The sequence below is a fragment of the Lewinella sp. LCG006 genome (assembly GCF_040784935.1).
Taxonomy (GTDB): Bacteria; Bacteroidota; Bacteroidia; order Chitinophagales; family Saprospiraceae; genus Lewinella.
Genome location: NZ_CP160680.1, coordinates 908,857 through 924,741, shown reverse-complemented (window position 1 = coordinate 924,741; position 15,885 = coordinate 908,857). Strand labels below are relative to the sequence as shown.

At 46.1% G+C, this 15,885-nt stretch carries 12 protein-coding genes and 1 tRNA gene; 12 read left to right on the top strand and 1 reads right to left on the bottom strand.

What is annotated here, in order from left to right; translation table 11 throughout:
• The first annotated feature begins 425 nt into the window (after window positions 1-425).
• From deoC to recA, 5 genes are all read left to right on the top strand, one after another.
• Window positions 426-1,070 carry a deoxyribose-phosphate aldolase gene (gene deoC, locus AB0L18_RS03100; protein ID WP_367391121.1) on the top strand — a complete coding sequence of 215 codons (645 nt, stop codon included), beginning with the start codon at window positions 426-428 and terminating at the stop codon, window positions 1,068-1,070.
• 60 nt (window positions 1,071-1,130) lie between these two features.
• Window positions 1,131-1,529: an SPOR domain-containing protein gene (locus AB0L18_RS03095; RefSeq protein ID WP_367391120.1), complete on the top strand. Its 399-nt coding sequence runs from the start codon at window positions 1,131-1,133 to the stop codon at window positions 1,527-1,529.
• Window positions 1,530-1,554: 25 nt separating this feature from the next.
• On the top strand, window positions 1,555-3,006 hold the full coding sequence (gene rodA, locus AB0L18_RS03090) for a rod shape-determining protein RodA (RefSeq protein WP_367391119.1): 1,452 nt from the start codon (window positions 1,555-1,557) through the stop codon (window positions 3,004-3,006).
• Between the two features lie 2 nt (window positions 3,007-3,008).
• Window positions 3,009-4,061: a DUF1611 domain-containing protein gene (locus tag AB0L18_RS03085; protein WP_367391118.1), complete on the top strand. Its 1,053-nt coding sequence runs from the start codon at window positions 3,009-3,011 to the stop codon at window positions 4,059-4,061.
• Window positions 4,062-4,387: 326 nt separating this feature from the next.
• A complete protein-coding gene (gene recA / locus AB0L18_RS03080) occupies window positions 4,388-5,428 on the top strand; it encodes a recombinase RecA (RefSeq protein ID WP_367391117.1) in 1,041 nt (346 codons plus the stop codon).
• Window positions 5,429-5,927: 499 nt separating this feature from the next.
• Here recA and AB0L18_RS03075 read toward each other — a convergent pair whose 3' ends face one another.
• Window positions 5,928-6,527 (bottom strand): hypothetical protein, encoded by a 600-nt coding sequence (locus AB0L18_RS03075; RefSeq protein ID WP_367391116.1) that lies wholly within the window; start codon window positions 6,525-6,527, stop codon window positions 5,928-5,930.
• A gap of 270 nt (window positions 6,528-6,797) precedes the next feature.
• Between AB0L18_RS03075 and AB0L18_RS03070 the strand changes: the two genes are divergently transcribed.
• The 7 genes from AB0L18_RS03070 to AB0L18_RS03040 all read left to right on the top strand — a co-directional run bounded on the left by AB0L18_RS03070 (window position 6,798) and on the right by AB0L18_RS03040 (window position 15,663).
• Window positions 6,798-7,835, top strand: a complete 1,038-nt coding sequence (locus AB0L18_RS03070; protein ID WP_367391115.1) for a nucleoid-associated protein — start codon at window positions 6,798-6,800, stop codon at window positions 7,833-7,835.
• Window positions 7,836-8,117: 282 nt separating this feature from the next.
• A complete protein-coding gene (locus AB0L18_RS03065; protein WP_367391114.1) occupies window positions 8,118-9,203 on the top strand; it encodes a response regulator in 1,086 nt (361 codons plus the stop codon).
• 8 nt (window positions 9,204-9,211) lie between these two features.
• Window positions 9,212-9,949, top strand: a complete 738-nt coding sequence (locus AB0L18_RS03060) for a LytR/AlgR family response regulator transcription factor (protein ID WP_367391113.1) — start codon at window positions 9,212-9,214, stop codon at window positions 9,947-9,949.
• Window positions 9,950-10,116: 167 nt separating this feature from the next.
• A complete protein-coding gene (locus AB0L18_RS03055) occupies window positions 10,117-11,853 on the top strand; it encodes a gliding motility-associated C-terminal domain-containing protein (RefSeq protein WP_367391112.1) in 1,737 nt (578 codons plus the stop codon).
• Window positions 11,854-11,978: 125 nt separating this feature from the next.
• A tRNA-Cys gene (locus AB0L18_RS03050) sits at window positions 11,979-12,049 on the top strand.
• A 549-nt stretch (window positions 12,050-12,598) separates the two neighbouring features.
• A complete protein-coding gene (locus AB0L18_RS03045; RefSeq protein ID WP_367391111.1) occupies window positions 12,599-14,566 on the top strand; it encodes a LodA/GoxA family CTQ-dependent oxidase in 1,968 nt (655 codons plus the stop codon).
• Window positions 14,557-15,663: an NAD(P)/FAD-dependent oxidoreductase gene (locus AB0L18_RS03040; RefSeq protein WP_367391110.1), complete on the top strand. Its 1,107-nt coding sequence runs from the start codon at window positions 14,557-14,559 to the stop codon at window positions 15,661-15,663. Before AB0L18_RS03045 ends, AB0L18_RS03040 begins: the two co-directional genes overlap by 10 nt.
• Window positions 15,664-15,885: the final 222 nt, after the last annotated feature.

Here is a 15,885-nt window from a genome sequence, read left to right as displayed (position 1 = left end):
CACTACCAGTAGGTTAAATTCACGAATTTAACCGGTGAACATTGCGCGACAAAGCAGATGATTATGGTGGATTGATGCTGCACCTGATGTTGACAAAAGACGGCGGTGCCCCTTGGGGTTCCGCCGTTTTGTATTGTGAGCTAATAGGTATTTGAAGACCAAGGCATTGACAGCATGAATTTGTGGATTTACCCAAGTGCCATATCAGAAAAAAACAATAATTTTATTGTGGAAGTTTAAAGAACTGACTCCTAATGGGTTGGATAACATGGTGAAGACGCTAGCTATTTTCAATGTTAAATATTTATTTAATTGCGCTATCTTACCAGCCGAATGTATGACTTTAAAGTTTTTCAGTGCAAAGAGATAACGTTGATTTGTTGTGTTTGTACAGTAAACTTCCCATGAATTAACCCCAAGTTTGAATGAAGATCGCCTCTTTTATCGACCATACCGTGCTTAAGCCGGATGCTACCCTTGCAGATATTCAGCAAGTATGCAAAGAAGCAGTAACTCATGGGTTCGCTGCGGTGTGTGTTCCTCCCTTTTATGTAGCCCAGGCTCGGCAGGCTCTCGATGGCACTCCTGTAAAACTGGCTACTGTTATTGGTTTTCCTTTAGGCTATTCGGCGACGGTCGCCAAGGTAGAAGAAATCAAGCGAGCCATTGACGAAGGTGCCGATGAGTTTGATATTGTGATAAATATTGCAGCGGTCAAAAATGCCAACTGGAGTTTTGTTCGCAATGATATTGATCGTATGTTGACGGCTTGCCATCTGCGTGCCAAACAGATCAAGGTAATCATTGAAACAGCCTTACTTACTGAAGCGGAAATTCTGGAGATTTGCAAAATTTGTAATGACCTCGAACCCGATTACGTAAAAACCTCCACTGGATTCAATGGTGCTGGTGCTACGGTCGATATTGTTCGCCTACTGCGTGCCAAACTCAAGAAAGAAATCAAGATCAAAGCCTCCGGAGGCATCCGTACTCAGGAAGATGCGAAGGCATTGGTGGAAGCTGGTGCTGATCGTTTGGGGACCTCTCGTGGGGTAGAACTAGCAGATTAAGGAATAAGTAAAGTTTCTTCCTTATCTTTGTCTGGTCGCTTAACTAATCGGACATTCCTTATGAAGAAGTTACTTTTGCTCCTGCCTTTTATGGTCTTTAGCTATTGCTTGATGGCGCAAAGTGTGCAGGTAAAAATGGATCCTATTGTCGCAGACATGTTGGATCAATATACTACTACCAACAAGACACAGAATACGGTATCCGGTTGGCGGGTACAAATCTTAGCGACAACGAGTCGAGAACGCCTGGAAAGCGTGCAGCAATCTTTTCGCTACCACTACCCAAATATTCCAGTAGATTGGGAGCATGATCGTCCTTACTACAAATTGCAAGCTGGTGCTTTCCGCACTAAGCGTGATGCACTTCGCTTAAAATACATCCTCAGTCGCGAATACGAAGGCCTCTACCTCGTACGGGATGATGCTATCGGGAAAGGAGAATTATTGAATTACTATTAGACGGCTAAGGAGCTAAGCAAAGACCATGTCCGATAATCGGCAAACGTATTTACTAAACATTGATTACATCACCTTTTGTTTCTATCTGGCACTGGTAGGAATAGGAGGGATATTTATTTTTTCAGTAGATGTCCAACAATCAGGACCACCAGAAAACCTGGCCGATTTTCTATTCCATATGCAGTCAGGAAGGCAGGTCTTGTGGATCATCATCTGCCTTTTGATCTTTTCATTCATCTTTTTCTTTCTCGATCACAAGTTTTGGCAAACATTCGCCTACCTAATCTATGGAGGAGGAATAACAGCCTTGGTGTTAGTCGTTTTGATTGGGACAACGATCAAAGGAGCCACCTCGTGGTTTGCTTTTGGTGGGTTTTCTTTTCAGCCTTCCGAGCTTGCTAAATTCGGCACCTGTCTAGGAATGGCAGCTTACTTGGGGCATTGGAGTACGGATTTGCGCAATACCCGGCAAGTTTTTCAGGTAATGAGCTTATTTCTGCTGCCTGCGGGATTGGTGCTTTTGCAACCCGATGCAGGCTCGGCGCTGGTTTTTATGTCCTTTTTTATTGTGATGTTTCGTGAAGGGCTTAACCCTTTGTTGTACATTATTGGTATCGTCGGAGCGGTCACTTTTGTACTCAGCATCCTGGTGCCACCGGTCGTAATGATTATATTACTGAGTTGGATCGTACTCCTTATTTACGTTTTTTACGAAAAAGACAAAGCACTACTCTGGTTTGGCGGGTTGATTTTGTTTGGGGTGATGCTTACACAAGGTTATTTGGCCGGTTACGGAATCTACAGTTTGGGGGCCGGAGTCATTGCTTTGTTGGCAATGACCTATCGCCAATACCTCAATTTTAGGACAAAGATTATTCCGGTCATGATGGCTGGATTTTTGCTTACCGGAGGCCTGGCTGTTGGTAGTAATTATGTCTTCAATTACGTTTTGAAGCCCCACCAGCAACAAAGAATTGATGTCTGGCTACGCCCTGCAGAAGCCAAGAAACGGAACAAGGATTCCGTGATGAACCTGGAAAATTCGATGCTAGCGATTGGTGCAGGGGGAATTACGGGCCGCGGCGTTTTCTCTGGGCGAATGACCCAAGGACGTTGGGTACCCGAACAAGATACCGACTTTATTTTTTGTACCATCGGTGAAGAACAGGGCTTCCTGGGAGCCGCTGCAGTGGTAGCGCTTTACCTGCTCCTCATTCTCCGAATTGTGATGATTGCCGAACGCCAGCGTATTGCCTTCAATCGTATTTATGCCTACGGTGTGGCGGGAATACTCTTTGTTCACTTTGTCGTCAACATAGGAATGACGATCGGCTTGGTACCTATCATTGGAATTCCACTGCCTTTCCTGAGCAGAGGCGGTTCCAGTCTGCTCGGATTTACCATCATGATTGCTGTTTTGCTAAAGCTCGATAAACACCGAGGACGGATGAAGAAAAACGCAATCGTAAATTTCTGATCATGCAACAAGCTATTGTACTCACCAACGGAATGTTGGCCACTTCCAACGCAAAAACCTGTCACGGGCTGCTTCGCGGCAGCGAACGTTTCAAAATTCTAGCGGTCATTGACGAGACCTATGCCGGGCAGGATGCAGGAGTGGTACTTGATGGTAAAGTCCGCAATATCCCCGTAGTCGCTTCTGTCGCAGCTTATTTTGCACAAAAAGAGGCCGTACAGCCCGATGCCTGTATAGTAGGTGTAGCCCTGACGGGTGGCCGACTACCCCATGATTTCCGAGCTGCGCTTTTAGAAGCAGCAAGGCACGGTTGCAATCTGGTCAACGGTTTGCATACTTTCTTGAGTGATGATCCTGAATTTCAGCAATTGGCCAATGACCAAGGTATCCAACTCGTAGATATCCGTAAACCACGCTCACGTGAGCAGTTGCAATTCTGGACAGGTGAAATTTATGAGGTGAAACAGCCTATTGTTGCTGTATTGGGTACCGATTGTGCGTTGGGCAAACGCACCACTACCCGTTGGATCATGGAAGCACTGCGAGCCAAAGGCAAAAGTGCAGAAATGATCTACACCGGCCAGACAGGATGGTTGCAAGGTTCTCCTTACGGTTTTGTGTTCGACAGTACCGTCAACGATTTTATTGGGGGAGAGCTGGAAAAAGCTGTTGTCAACTGCGCCAAAGAGGCCAAGCCTGATTATATCTTGCTGGAAGGCCAATCTTCTCTTCGTAACCCCAGCGGCCCTTGCGGAAGTGAATATTTACTGAGTGCAAATGCTAAAGCTGTTGTCTTACAGCACGCTCCTGGTCGAGAACATTTCGAAGGCAGTGACGTAGCCATCGGATCCATCCAAAAAGACATCGACCTGATCCGCATCTACGGGTCTGAGGTCATCGCCATCACCCTCAACGGGGAAGAACTCACTACCGAAGAATTGATCGCTGCGCAGGAGGCACTCCGAAAGGAGACAGGGCTACCGGTAGTGCGCCCACTTGAAGAAGGGGTAGGCGAGGTGGTGAATGCACTAGAGGTGTGGGCTGCTAAGCGATAAACAAATTGGAGCCGTAGAGGTGCTGCGCGCGCTACTGCTCTCTCCATTTTAGTGCTTGCTGTGCAACGCACTATTCCCGAGTGGAAATCTGGACTAGCTCGTTCTTACCTGTCTGCCCACGATGTGCGGCCGAGTTGGCAGGTTACTCCGTGCCTTGGGCTCCAAGCTTGCGCCTTTCCTAAACGTGTACCCAAAGCACTGATTTTTTTCTGCAATGTTGGAAAATTATTTGGCTGATAACAATTTGTTGTTTATATTTGCTTTCGAAATAAACAAATATTTGAAATAGTCGGAGGGTTTTCTCTACTCCCGTTAAACAGCAGCACATGGCTAAGGATAAAGATGATAAGCTGAAAGCACTAAAAGCGACCATGGATCGCTTGGATAAAACTTACGGTAAGGGTACCATTATGTTTATGGGGGATTCCAAAGTAGCGGATGTTGAAGCTATCCCCACAGGTTCACTTGGCCTGGACATTGCCTTAGGTATTGGCGGATTTCCGCGTGGACGTGTTGTCGAAATTTACGGCCCTGAATCATCTGGTAAAACGACTTTAGCCATTCATGCCATTGCAGAGTGTCAGAAATTGGGCGGAATTGCAGCCTTTGTGGATGCAGAGCACGCATTTGACCGCTATTATGCAAAAAGCCTTGGGGTCGATACCGAAAATCTATTGATCTCCCAGCCTGATAACGGAGAGCAAGCTTTGGAAATAACCGAAAACCTTATCCGTTCCGGCGCTATCGACATCATTGTCATTGACTCGGTAGCGGCCTTGGTACCTCGCTCAGAAATTGAAGGGGAGATGGGCGATAGTAAGATGGGCCTTCAGGCGCGTTTGATGTCCCAAGCCATGCGTAAACTGACGGGGACAATAGGGCGTACAGGCTGCTGTTGTATTTTCATCAATCAGCTACGTGAAAAAATCGGTGTGATGTTCGGTAATCCCGAAACGACCACTGGTGGTAATGCACTGAAGTTTTATGCTTCGATGCGTTTAGATATTCGCCGTTCTGGTGCAGGCATCAAAGACAAGGAGAATGTGGTGATGGGTAACCACGTGAAGGTAAAAGTAGTTAAAAACAAACTGGCTCCTCCTTTCCGTATTGCAGAATTTGATATCATGTTCGGGGAGGGTATCTCCAAAGTTGGTGAAATCGTAGATCTCGGAGTAGATCAAGATATCATCCAAAAGAGTGGTGCCTGGTATGCCTACAATGATGCCAAAATTGCTCAAGGTCGTGAAGCCGCCAAGCAGTTTCTGATGGATAACCCAGAGGTAGCCATCGAGATAGAGAAAAAGATCAAAGAGGCCATCATGGGCAGTCGCGAAGAACAAGAAACACCTGCCGAAGCAGGAGAATAACAAAGTATCGGCACTAGCCGATCATTTAAGTAAGAAAAAAGCCATTTCTCTATCCACTTGACAGTAGGGTAGTAGAAGTGGCTTTTTTTATGGCCAGGTAGCGCGGGCTTTGGCCTAGCCATCCCTTCGGGGCAGCCCGCACTTATAGTACGGAGAGAACTCGTTGCGGGCTAAAGCCACGCGCAACCTAATTTACCATCAGATTGAACAGCCTAAGGGTCGGCGAAGAATAAGTTGTCCTTTTCAGGAGAGCCATCTTGCCGCCAGACGAGGCGCGAGGAAGAGCGCGTAGCCCAGCTACGCAACCGACGAAGCAACGAAGTATTGCGGCAAGAGGGCCGCATCAAATGGGGAAGTTATTCTTCGCCGACCCCTTAGTGTAAGGGATAGTGATAAACGCAGGGCATCCAACCCTTTCTTTGCATGAGACTGTCAATTAAAGTGTGTCTACTGAACCTTCGGCATACACCAACCAACCATCAACCATCAACAAAAAAAACTATTCCCACTTAAAAGTCTCGATCAAATGCAGGACATCCTCCCTTACAAAATCGATGACGGGGGCCATAGAATCCGCTTGAACATGGGTGTTGAAGTAGAGGGCGCCGCGGACAAAATGTTGGGTGCTGTCGGTTAGAAAAAATTGGAAGGGGCTTGCGGCAGGGCCGTCAATATCAAAGGCGATACCACTGACGCCGTTGGCGTTTTTTATGATGAGCTCATCAATGAAATTGGCGCGTTTGTTGTGCCAATCAGCCATGTTAAAAGACTCTTGTCGGAGTTTTTCAAGATCATTACCTGCTTGCTGGAGGTTGACGTAAGTGAAGTGTACGCGTCCGTCAAAATTGGGATAGAAAAGATCAAACCAACAAGCATGAGGAGGAATTTCTTCGAAGAAGTTGGTGTCTTGCTGAATTTGGGTATATACCGGATATTCAAAAGTGAAATTACAAATATCCTCCGTGAAGGATTGAAACGATTTTTTAGGAAAATCGATTCTCGGATAAGACCTCGGCTTTGGCGTATATACCGGATCGTTACAACTGTACCATAGGAGAGCAAAGAAGACAAGGCTAAAAAGTAGGCTGAGTTTACGCATTACAAAGAAAAAATTTGATTCTCGGAGAATTTTGGAAATACTTAGTATTTTGACGGAAAGCTGTTACACTTGTTTTCTCCGTTTATTATCGGCAAAGATGCTATTTATTTTTGCGCAATACCAACAAAGAAAGTAAGCGGCATTTACTATGTGTCGACAAAAACTTCATCCTGGCCCTAGATATTATCCTTCGGGTGTTCTTTTTCATTAGGACTTAGCGGTAGTGAAGGATAAAGACTTATTTTTGAGCCCAGACTAAAGACCAATTAGATGACGATGACACTGCACCAATTAGCCATCCATGAATTAGTGAAAAATGCTGATAGCAACGAAGCGGAATTGCGGCTAAGCGACAACCTCTTGCTAATTGATGAAAAAGCGGAAGAGCTGGTTGGTAAGTTGAATAAGACCTTTATTCAAAAAAACGAAGTCCTCAACGGTCATCTTGCGGCACCAGAGGATGCACTCTTTCCTGGTTATTTTCATTTGCTGGAAGAAGAGAAGTTTTCAGCGGAGGCCTTTTTGCAATTTTCTCGCGATAGCATGCAAGCCCTACAATTGAGTTTGCAGGGCGTCGTTGGCGCTAAAGGAGGCTACTTGGTATATGCTTTTTACAGTACTGGTGAAGGCGCGCACGAACAGCATTTATTAGGTATCTTTTTAGTGAGAGATACCAACGGACTGGTCTTCACAACGGGGGCAAGTGGTAGTTTTCAACTTAGTCCTTCTACTTATTTGGACATAGACCGCATGGCCCTGGCTTGCCGGATAATACTCAGGAAAGGGGAGGGCCACGAACAACCCCATCTGGAAGTCATCAAACATGCACGTACCCAAAAAGAAATTTCTGATTATTTTCTCAGTTGGTTGGGTATCGAAGAGTCGGTCTCAAATAAAGAATTGACACATCATTTTTTAGAAGCGGTAGCTGCCGCCCCTTTGCCGCTTGACGAAGATACCGGAGCGCCTATGGAAACGGGAGTTTTCCGAGAGCAGTTGGCTAATTTTGCCATGAAAAGCCCAGGAAAGGTCATCAATATCCCCGCATTTGAAGAGAAATTTTACGGAGAAGAGAAACCGATTCAGGCCTACCTCTCCGCCCAAGAGGTGAATATGCAAGATGAATTTCGCTTTGATCGGCAGGCGGTAAGAGATTATAGTTTTCATAAATTCAAAGGGCAAGGCTTGTATTTTGGTTGTAAACATGCCTTCCTTTTATCTGGTGAAGTAAGAGTGGAAGGAGAACAGGTGATTATTGAAAATCCTGAGTTGGCAGAACAAATATTGGCCATCATTCAAGATCTTTAGTAAAGATATTGCCTGCTAATTAAGAATATATTAAGTTTAACTAATATTAATTTTTGTCGTTGTATTATGGTATCTTTATCCAAGTACAGAGAAGAGGAATAATGTTTATTTCGTAACTTTCTCCTTTTTCTCCCGTATAAGCAATTATCATTCCCTAGCGATTCAGTACCCTTACAACAAACACGAGAACATTGACCTGCTTGTTTCAATTATTAGGAATGCTATAAGTTACTTATGGTGACTTATGCGTCATATTAGAGGAAACACTAATTGAATAGCACAATGTTTTACGAAAGAGACACGAGGGTACACTCGATGGACATCTTTCTGACAACCGATGAAGCACTTGATTTTAGTAGAGAGGACGATCAGCTTACGCCTGAAGTACGTTCCCCTTACAGAAAGGAAGCTCCTGCATCGATTGCAGAAATTTTACCACACAGCACTGCAAAGGTAACAGAGGGATCGTTGCCAGTAGCAGCTACCGTACGCGGCAGAAATACTACTGCCCCTAATAAATCATCAGATAAGGCTGTTTCGACTCAGGAAAGTTCCAATGCCTTGGTGCTTTCCAAGCTTACTTCAAAAAATAAAATTTCCGGGCGCCCACTCAAAGTACTGGTCGCAGATGACAATCTGTTAATCCGTACTTCTTTACTTAATCTTCTGGAAAGATGGGAGCTTAATTATTGTATTTGTGACAATGGCCAAGCCGCTTGGCAACACCTCCAGCAAGAAAGTTTTGACTTGGTACTCATTGATCTGCAAATGCCTTTGATGGATGGTCACGAGGTGGTTGCTTGTGTGCGTGCTGATGATGATGGCTTGAATCAACAGGTTCCAATTGTGGCAATGGCTGGTTCAACGGACGAGAAATCTAAAAAGCAAATGATGACCGCAGGAGCGTCCTTGTTTGTCAGTAAGCCATTGGATCCTAAGGTGCTTTTTCAGATTATTACGGAGTTGAAAATTATTCCCGATCATGAACAAGCAAGCTTATACACTGATGTAATCGATCACGAGTTTTTGCGAGAAATTTATGACAACGATACGGCTCACTTGACAGTAATGCTTGATTTATTTTTAAAGAATACTCCTCCTGCCCTTTCTGCTATGGAGATTGCTGCTAACCACCAAAATTGGGACGAATTGGAAAAAGCAATTCATAAAATAAAACCCACTTTTGCCATGGTAGGCTTACAGAAAGTAGGCGAGCTGGCGGAGACCCTTGAATTTAAATTAAGCAACCAAAGTACGATCGTTTACAATAAAATCTACACAGACTTTCAGAAATTTCGTAAAGCTGTTGATCAGGCGATCAAGATCATTTCAGAACAACATAAGTCCATCCAGGATATTATTAAATAGATAAAAGGATGCGGTGTATAATTGTTGATGATGAAGGAATGTCGAGGATACACTTGGCACATCTTTGTAAGAAAATCGATAAAGTAAAGGTCGTAGATACCTTTGCGGACGCCATGTCTGCGTACCGGTTTTTAGAACAAGAGACCATTGATCTCATCTTTTTAGATATTGAAATGCCGGATTTTTCAGGGATAGAGCTGGTGCAAAGCCTGCCCAAACCACCTGCAATTATCTTCATCACTAGCAAGGAACAATACGCAATAGAAACCTTCAATTTTATTGAATCGGTTGTTGATTATTTGCTCAAGCCAGTAACTTTACCTCGTTTGTTGCAAGCCGTAGAACGCTATGAACAAAGAATAGGCACGACCATTGTTAACGTTCCTCAACCCTTGGCGCCTGTTGCGCCATCTGCGAAAACCGTACAAGAAAATGACGACTATCTTTTCGTGAAGACAGAACGAAAATTTGTACGAATCGATCTTAATGAATTGTTGTACGTGGAAACAGTAGGTGATTATTCTATCTTCAAAACAAAAGATCAACAGTTTACCGTACACGCCACCTTGAAAAGTGTTAAAGAGCGTCTGAGTAGTCCCAATTTCCTCAAAGTACATCGCTCCTTTATTGTCAACCTGGATAAAATAAAGGATATCGAAGACAGTAGCTTGCTCATTGGCGATAAGGTGATTCCTGTCAGTAGAAATCATCGTAACCGCTTGATGGAAAGAATTATGCCGCTCTAATACTCCAATAACTTTCCTTCCCTTTCGTTGTTAGATATACGAACCTTACCGATTACCAGTCCGGGGCGACCAGTGGCTCATCGGTGATGATTAACTGCTGGTCTTCGGGTATATTTGCGCCCCTTGCAGGTGACTGATCAACCTGTATTAATTGATATTTGTAGACCATGAACAGTATTCTCCTTCGTTTTTTCTTCCTACTGGCCGTTGCGGCTTTCCCCCTGTCTGGAAGTACCCAAATCCTTGCTCCCGATTTTCAATGTGTCGTCAATGATTCCCTTTTTTGGGAGCCGGCTACCAACTCTTGCGGGCCTTTCCAGGCTTACGAGGTCTTTGGAAGCACCCAGGTCGGTGGCCCTTATACTTTACTTGCAACCATCACAGATCCAGCCCAGACGGTTTATTTTCATGATGCAGCGAATAATCAGGTATGGCATTACTACCTCACCAGTCCACACAATTGCCCTGGAGAATCCTTGATGACTTCAGATACCTTAGATAATTTGATCCCACTTGCTGGACCGGTGGAATACGTGACGGTCATCAATGGAGAAGTCCAAATCAGTTGGAGCCCAAGCCCTTCCCCTGAGACCATTGCCTACGTTATTAGTAGAAATACTGCGATGGGGACTACCGTTCTGGATACAGTGTACAATGGTACAAGCTATATTGATGTAACAGCGACACCAGGTCTACAGTCGGAGGTCTACTTCGTTGTAGCTTTGGATGCTTGTGGAAATAAATCACTGGTTCCCCCGGCGCACCAGACCATCCTCATGGGTTTCACTGCGCCCGATGCTTGTAATACTGGATTGGCGATGAATTGGAGTGCCTACCAAAATTGGGGAAATGGTGTAGACCGCTACGAAATTTTTGTAGGCGTCAATGGTTCCACTCCTGTACTGGTGGGAACCGTGTCAGGTACCCAAACGAATTTTGTTTACGATGGTGCCAATGACGGTGAAGAACTCTGCTTTTTTGTAGAGGGCGTGGAGGGAACGACTGAATTTCGCTCCCGTTCCAACGAAAGCTGTGCTACTGTTAGCATTTTGCAGCCCATTCGCCAGATTGACTTGTTGGGTGCGTCCGTAAATGTGGATGGCTCGGTCAGCTTGGAGTGGTTGTGGGATCCTTCGGCCTTACTCATCGAAGCTTTCCAGGAAAGTAATCGTGTTAATGATGACAATGTTGTTGTCACCAGTTTGCCATTGAGTGCTCCTTTGATCAATGATAATGTGCAACAAGACCTGAGTGCTAATGCACAGAATGAGGCTTATGATTACCGTATTACCGCAACTGATGAATGTGGGAATAGGATCGTTTCCAACCAGAGTACGACGCCGTTCCTACGTGGAGAAGCCCTGGCCAGCGGCAACCGTTTACGCTGGGATGCTTATGTTCATAGTCTAGCAACGGATGTAACTTTCGAGTTGGTTAAGGTCGCGGGAGCTTCGGAGATAACAGTTTTTTCGGGTAGTGAAACCGATTTACAGTACCTCGATCCTATAAACCCCCAAGAAGAAAGCGAAGGAAGTTGCTATTTTCTGAGGGTAAATGTTACGTATGTTTTGTCTACGGGCGAAGAACTCAGCAGGGTTATTACTTCCAATACCGTTTGCCTGATACCTTCCCCCAAAGTATACGTGCCTAATATTTTTGCGCCGGAAGGTGTAAATGCGATCTTCCGTCCACAGTTGTCTTTTGGTACCTTATCGGAATATGAGCTGCAAATTTTTGATCGCTGGGGCGGGCAAGTCTTCCAAAGCAACAGCATTGACAAAGGCTGGGATGGCAAACGAGCAGGAGCGTTGATGCCTGAAGGCGTTTACCTCTACTTCATCCGAATGACACCCAATGGTGGCACTCCCATTGAGTTGGGAGGTGATGTGATGCTCCTCCGTTAGGAGAGGCCACTATTTTTCATAACACCGGAACTTTTTTTGCAAAAAAGCGTATTATTATTTCGAAAGCTTTATATTTGCGTTCCCTTCGAAGGACATTGCTTTTATAGCCGTGTTTTAGAAGAAAGGGTTGCGTGGCCGAGTGGCTAGGCAAAGGTCTGCAAAACCTTGTACAGCGGTTCGAATCCGCTCGCAACCTCAACCAATTAAGCACAACTTACCACCTCGGTTTGTTGTGCTTTTTTCGTTTATACTGGCCCATGATTTCATTTGGGGCCATGCCGCTACTCCTTCAATCAGGGTATGAAACCCTGCTCTACAGAGCAGCTTATTTGGTTCAACAGAAACCATCCCTTAGGTGTCCTTATGTGGTTCAAAAAAGCTCCCTTTACAGTGTACAAATTACCCCTCGGGGAGGTAGCGCTCACCATCTCCACTGATTCTTAGGTGCCTGCTTTTACCATCTTTTGTCAGAATATCCCTATCTTAGATGGTCTTCATTACCTCCCCTAAAAATGCAGTGTTTGTTTTCGGTGTACACCAGCGGGTACACTTTATTATATTTTACACCTTAGAGCATGTTTGGAGCGGATTACTTTTGAAAATCAATGATTTAGCGTTCTGGCTAAACTCAAAATCACGCGCTTGGCGGGTCAAGTAAGTGATTTTGAGTGACGCCAGGTTGCTAAATGCTTGGTTTTCGGTGTAAGCAAGCTCCAAACATGCTCTAAGTATAACTCATATTCAAATGGATTTAAAAAAAGTACACACGGTGGCTATCTATCCGGCTATCGGTATTGCGAGGGTAGGAAATGCCCCGAACGAGTATTTCATAGGCCCCACTATTCCCGGACAAACGGCTATGGATAAGGATAATTTTCGCGATCAGCAAGGCCGTATCAAACGCCAGGCTGCCCAATTTTTCATCTATGGCTTAGATCAAGAAGGTAACTTCCTCGGAGAATTGAATGAAGACCACGGCGTGAAGATCGACTGGCGGGTAGACGTGGCCAATAAGAAAGCCTCCTGGTATAATTTCGATATTGCCCTCGATACCCCTACCGCCAAAGGAGAATACGACGAAAACGGCAATGCCACCCCCGGAGGCCCCGAAGTGCTAAGCCTGCGGCGTAATCCAGACTACGAATGTGAAGACCGCAAAAAGCTGATGATTGAAGCTCGGGCCCAGCACATCACCGGTAGGAACACCAACCCCGATGGCGCACGCTATCACTTTAAAGGAACTATTGGTCATATTGAAAAAGAAGTTTATTTGGGCGAGTTGCGCACCGATAACCAGGGGCGACTTCTCTTTTTAGGTGGCTGGGGAAAATCAGATTCTTTTCGAGAAAAGCCCGCACCCTTGACGACATTCGCCAATAACCAAGGCTGGCATGACGATACTTCGGATGGGCCAGTAGATGCCAAAGTGACCTTGCCTGATGGGAGGGAGCTTAACGCCAAAGGTGCCTGGGTACTTACGGCTCCACCTAATTATGCAGTAGGCGTTCAGGCTTTTTCTACCGGTTACGAGCTGTTGCAAGATGTGGCCAGCAGCTTGCATCCTGGTGTGAAAAAAGATTGCCCTTCATTTTATGCGGATATCTATCCTACTCTAAAACAGTTAAGTAACAACCAGTGGGTGAATGCTGGCGTGAGCCGTGATTTTGGTTGGGGTAGTGCCTACGATTTTGAAAATGAGCAAGTACTCAAGCGGTTGACGGATACGAGTGATGAAAATCGACCTTTCCGGCAGGTGATTTTCGAATCCTTCCGTAATCCCGCGTATAAAAAACTGGAACCTGCCGCCTGGCCACCTCTTTATGGGGATGGAGTAACCTTCAATATCAATTCTACCAATCCTCGTGCCTGGTTTGCCATAACCCAATTAAAGTACGATTATTTGGAGCAATGGGCCCATGGGAACTTTGTCGTAGAACCTCCACCACAGCACCGCAAGTGGGAAGAAATGACGCCTGCCGAACAAGCAAATGGCCTGACAGTAGCAGCTTTGGAAGAAACCCTGGGCGGGCCCTTTCATCCAGGTTGTGAATTCACCTGGCCCATGCGGCACGCGATCATGTTTTGTGGCGATGAGCCTTTCCGTATCAAACGCCGGAAAACACCCAAGGAGGATTTCGGTTACGCCATTAGCAACAGTGTGGTGATGGAGCCCAACGGCCCACTAGACGGCAGCTCCCCCGGAGACCTGACCAAATGGATGGCGGTACCCTGGCAGTCGGATACCTCCAGTTGTCTGTCCGCTTATCGGACGTATGCGGGAGAGTATCTGCCAACTTTCTGGCCTGCACGGGTGCCCAATGATGTACTCTCCGAAGAGGATTTTGCAACCTTGAATGATCAAAAAAGTAGCATTGATGATAAATTTGCAGCCTTCGGCCCGGCGAGCCGGAAGAAGTGGTTGCGGGGCTTTATTTACAATGAAGATGGAACGATGAAATCCGGTGGCAGTTCTATCGCTGAGCGGATGAAGGGCGTCACCAAGTTTACGGAAGAATGGTACAAAATTGGCATCATCCTCAAACGCGAACTGGATGCTGATGAGCAACTGTTTCCCAAAGAAGTATGGGTGGAAACGGGTCGCTCGGTGCAGGATGAACCACAGATGATGACCAGCAGATCCCTGGATACGCCTTCTACCGCAGACCATCAACGGCCGGAATGGGTAGATATGAATCCGCGTAAATGGCGGTAGCATCATTCAAACCTCACTTAAAAATACTCATCATTGGTGCCGGACCGGCGGGAGCAGCAGCAGCCATATTCGCCGCTCGTAATGGGTGGGAGGTGAGCTTGCTCGACCGCCGGTCTGATGTGTTGACCACTGATCCAGTGGAGCCAAAAGTAGGGGAGAGCCTACCCCCATCGGTACAACCTTTGCTCATGGAGCTCGGGCTTTGGGAAGACTTTCAGCATACCAGTCACTTGCCTACTTACGGTATCCAATCCCTGTGGGGAAGTGATAGGGTAATACATCGGGATTACCTGGCACATCCCCTGGGGCAAGGCTGGCACCTGGATCGGCGGGTGTTTGAAAAGCAATTGGTGCATAAAGCGGTTGATACAGGCGCGGACCTGATCATAGGAGCGGTAATGCAGAACGCCAAATTTGTAGCCGACCAATGGGAAGTAAGCTGGCTAAACGATGGTCAACCCACACAAGAGCGTTTTGATTTCATCCTTGATGGTAGCGGACGCAATGCTTGGCTGGCTCGCCGACAAGGAGTTGCTCGTTTGTATGAACACCAACAACTGGCCTTGATCCGCTTCCTGAAAATGCCAACAGATTTTTTAGATAGCACTGGATTAATTGAAACCACACCTTCGGGTTGGTGGTATACTGCGCTGATACCTGGCAACCGCTTGGCGACCACCTTTTTCTGCCGACCAGGAAAGGAAGACCGAGAAACATGGGGGACAGGAGCCGGTTGGAAGCAGCTTTACGAAGCGGCTCCCCACACCGCTGCACGCATCACTAAGGCCACTGATGCACTCACTACGCCACGCTTCATAGCAGCAGATAGTAGTCGGTTGGAGTCCTTCTACGGGCCAGGCTGGTTGTCCATCGGAGACGCGGCGCTCACCCTCGATCCTGTCTCCTCGCACGGCATCACCATGGCCCTGGTGACTGCTCGTGATGCCGTCGGTGCCATCCAGCAAAAACAAGCTGGCCGGTCCGATGCTTTCACCGCTTATGATGCCTTACTTTCCGCCACCTTCAACCAATATGCTCACCAACGAATGCAGTTGTACCGAAGTGAGCGGAGGTTTACAGGGAGTACGTACTGGTAGGCAGCTTTATGTTTGTGTTACCTGAAATTGAACCACCAAAGACACCTAAGTTTTTTCTCTTAGGGACGGAAAAAAATAAGTCAAGCAACTTTCGATTTTTTAAATTTTTCTAAACAACTGACTGAAAGCCTGCCTGCCTTTCGCCGAGTAGGCAGGAAAGTTGTGTGAAAAATTTCAAAAATCCTCAGAGAAAGTTGCTGGATTTATTTCCGTCAAATTACT

Excerpts from the sequence above, each read along its gene's own strand:
- deoC (WP_367391121.1), top strand. The coding sequence starts at position 426 with ATGAAGATCGCCTCTTTTATCGACCATACCGTGCTTAAGCCGGATGCT.
- AB0L18_RS03095 (WP_367391120.1), top strand. The coding sequence starts at position 1,131 with ATGAAGAAGTTACTTTTGCTCCTGCCTTTTATGGTCTTTAGCTATTGC.
- rodA (WP_367391119.1), top strand. The coding sequence starts at position 1,555 with ATGTCCGATAATCGGCAAACGTATTTACTAAACATTGATTACATCACC.
- AB0L18_RS03085 (WP_367391118.1), top strand. The coding sequence starts at position 3,009 with ATGCAACAAGCTATTGTACTCACCAACGGAATGTTGGCCACTTCCAAC.
- recA (WP_367391117.1), top strand. The coding sequence starts at position 4,388 with ATGGCTAAGGATAAAGATGATAAGCTGAAAGCACTAAAAGCGACCATG.
- AB0L18_RS03075 (WP_367391116.1), bottom strand. The coding sequence starts at position 6,527 with ATGCGTAAACTCAGCCTACTTTTTAGCCTTGTCTTCTTTGCTCTCCTA.
- AB0L18_RS03070 (WP_367391115.1), top strand. The coding sequence starts at position 6,798 with ATGACGATGACACTGCACCAATTAGCCATCCATGAATTAGTGAAAAAT.
- AB0L18_RS03065 (WP_367391114.1), top strand. The coding sequence starts at position 8,118 with ATGTTTTACGAAAGAGACACGAGGGTACACTCGATGGACATCTTTCTG.
- AB0L18_RS03060 (WP_367391113.1), top strand. The coding sequence starts at position 9,212 with ATGCGGTGTATAATTGTTGATGATGAAGGAATGTCGAGGATACACTTG.
- AB0L18_RS03055 (WP_367391112.1), top strand. The coding sequence starts at position 10,117 with ATGAACAGTATTCTCCTTCGTTTTTTCTTCCTACTGGCCGTTGCGGCT.
- AB0L18_RS03045 (WP_367391111.1), top strand. The coding sequence starts at position 12,599 with ATGGATTTAAAAAAAGTACACACGGTGGCTATCTATCCGGCTATCGGT.
- AB0L18_RS03040 (WP_367391110.1), top strand. The coding sequence starts at position 14,557 with ATGGCGGTAGCATCATTCAAACCTCACTTAAAAATACTCATCATTGGT.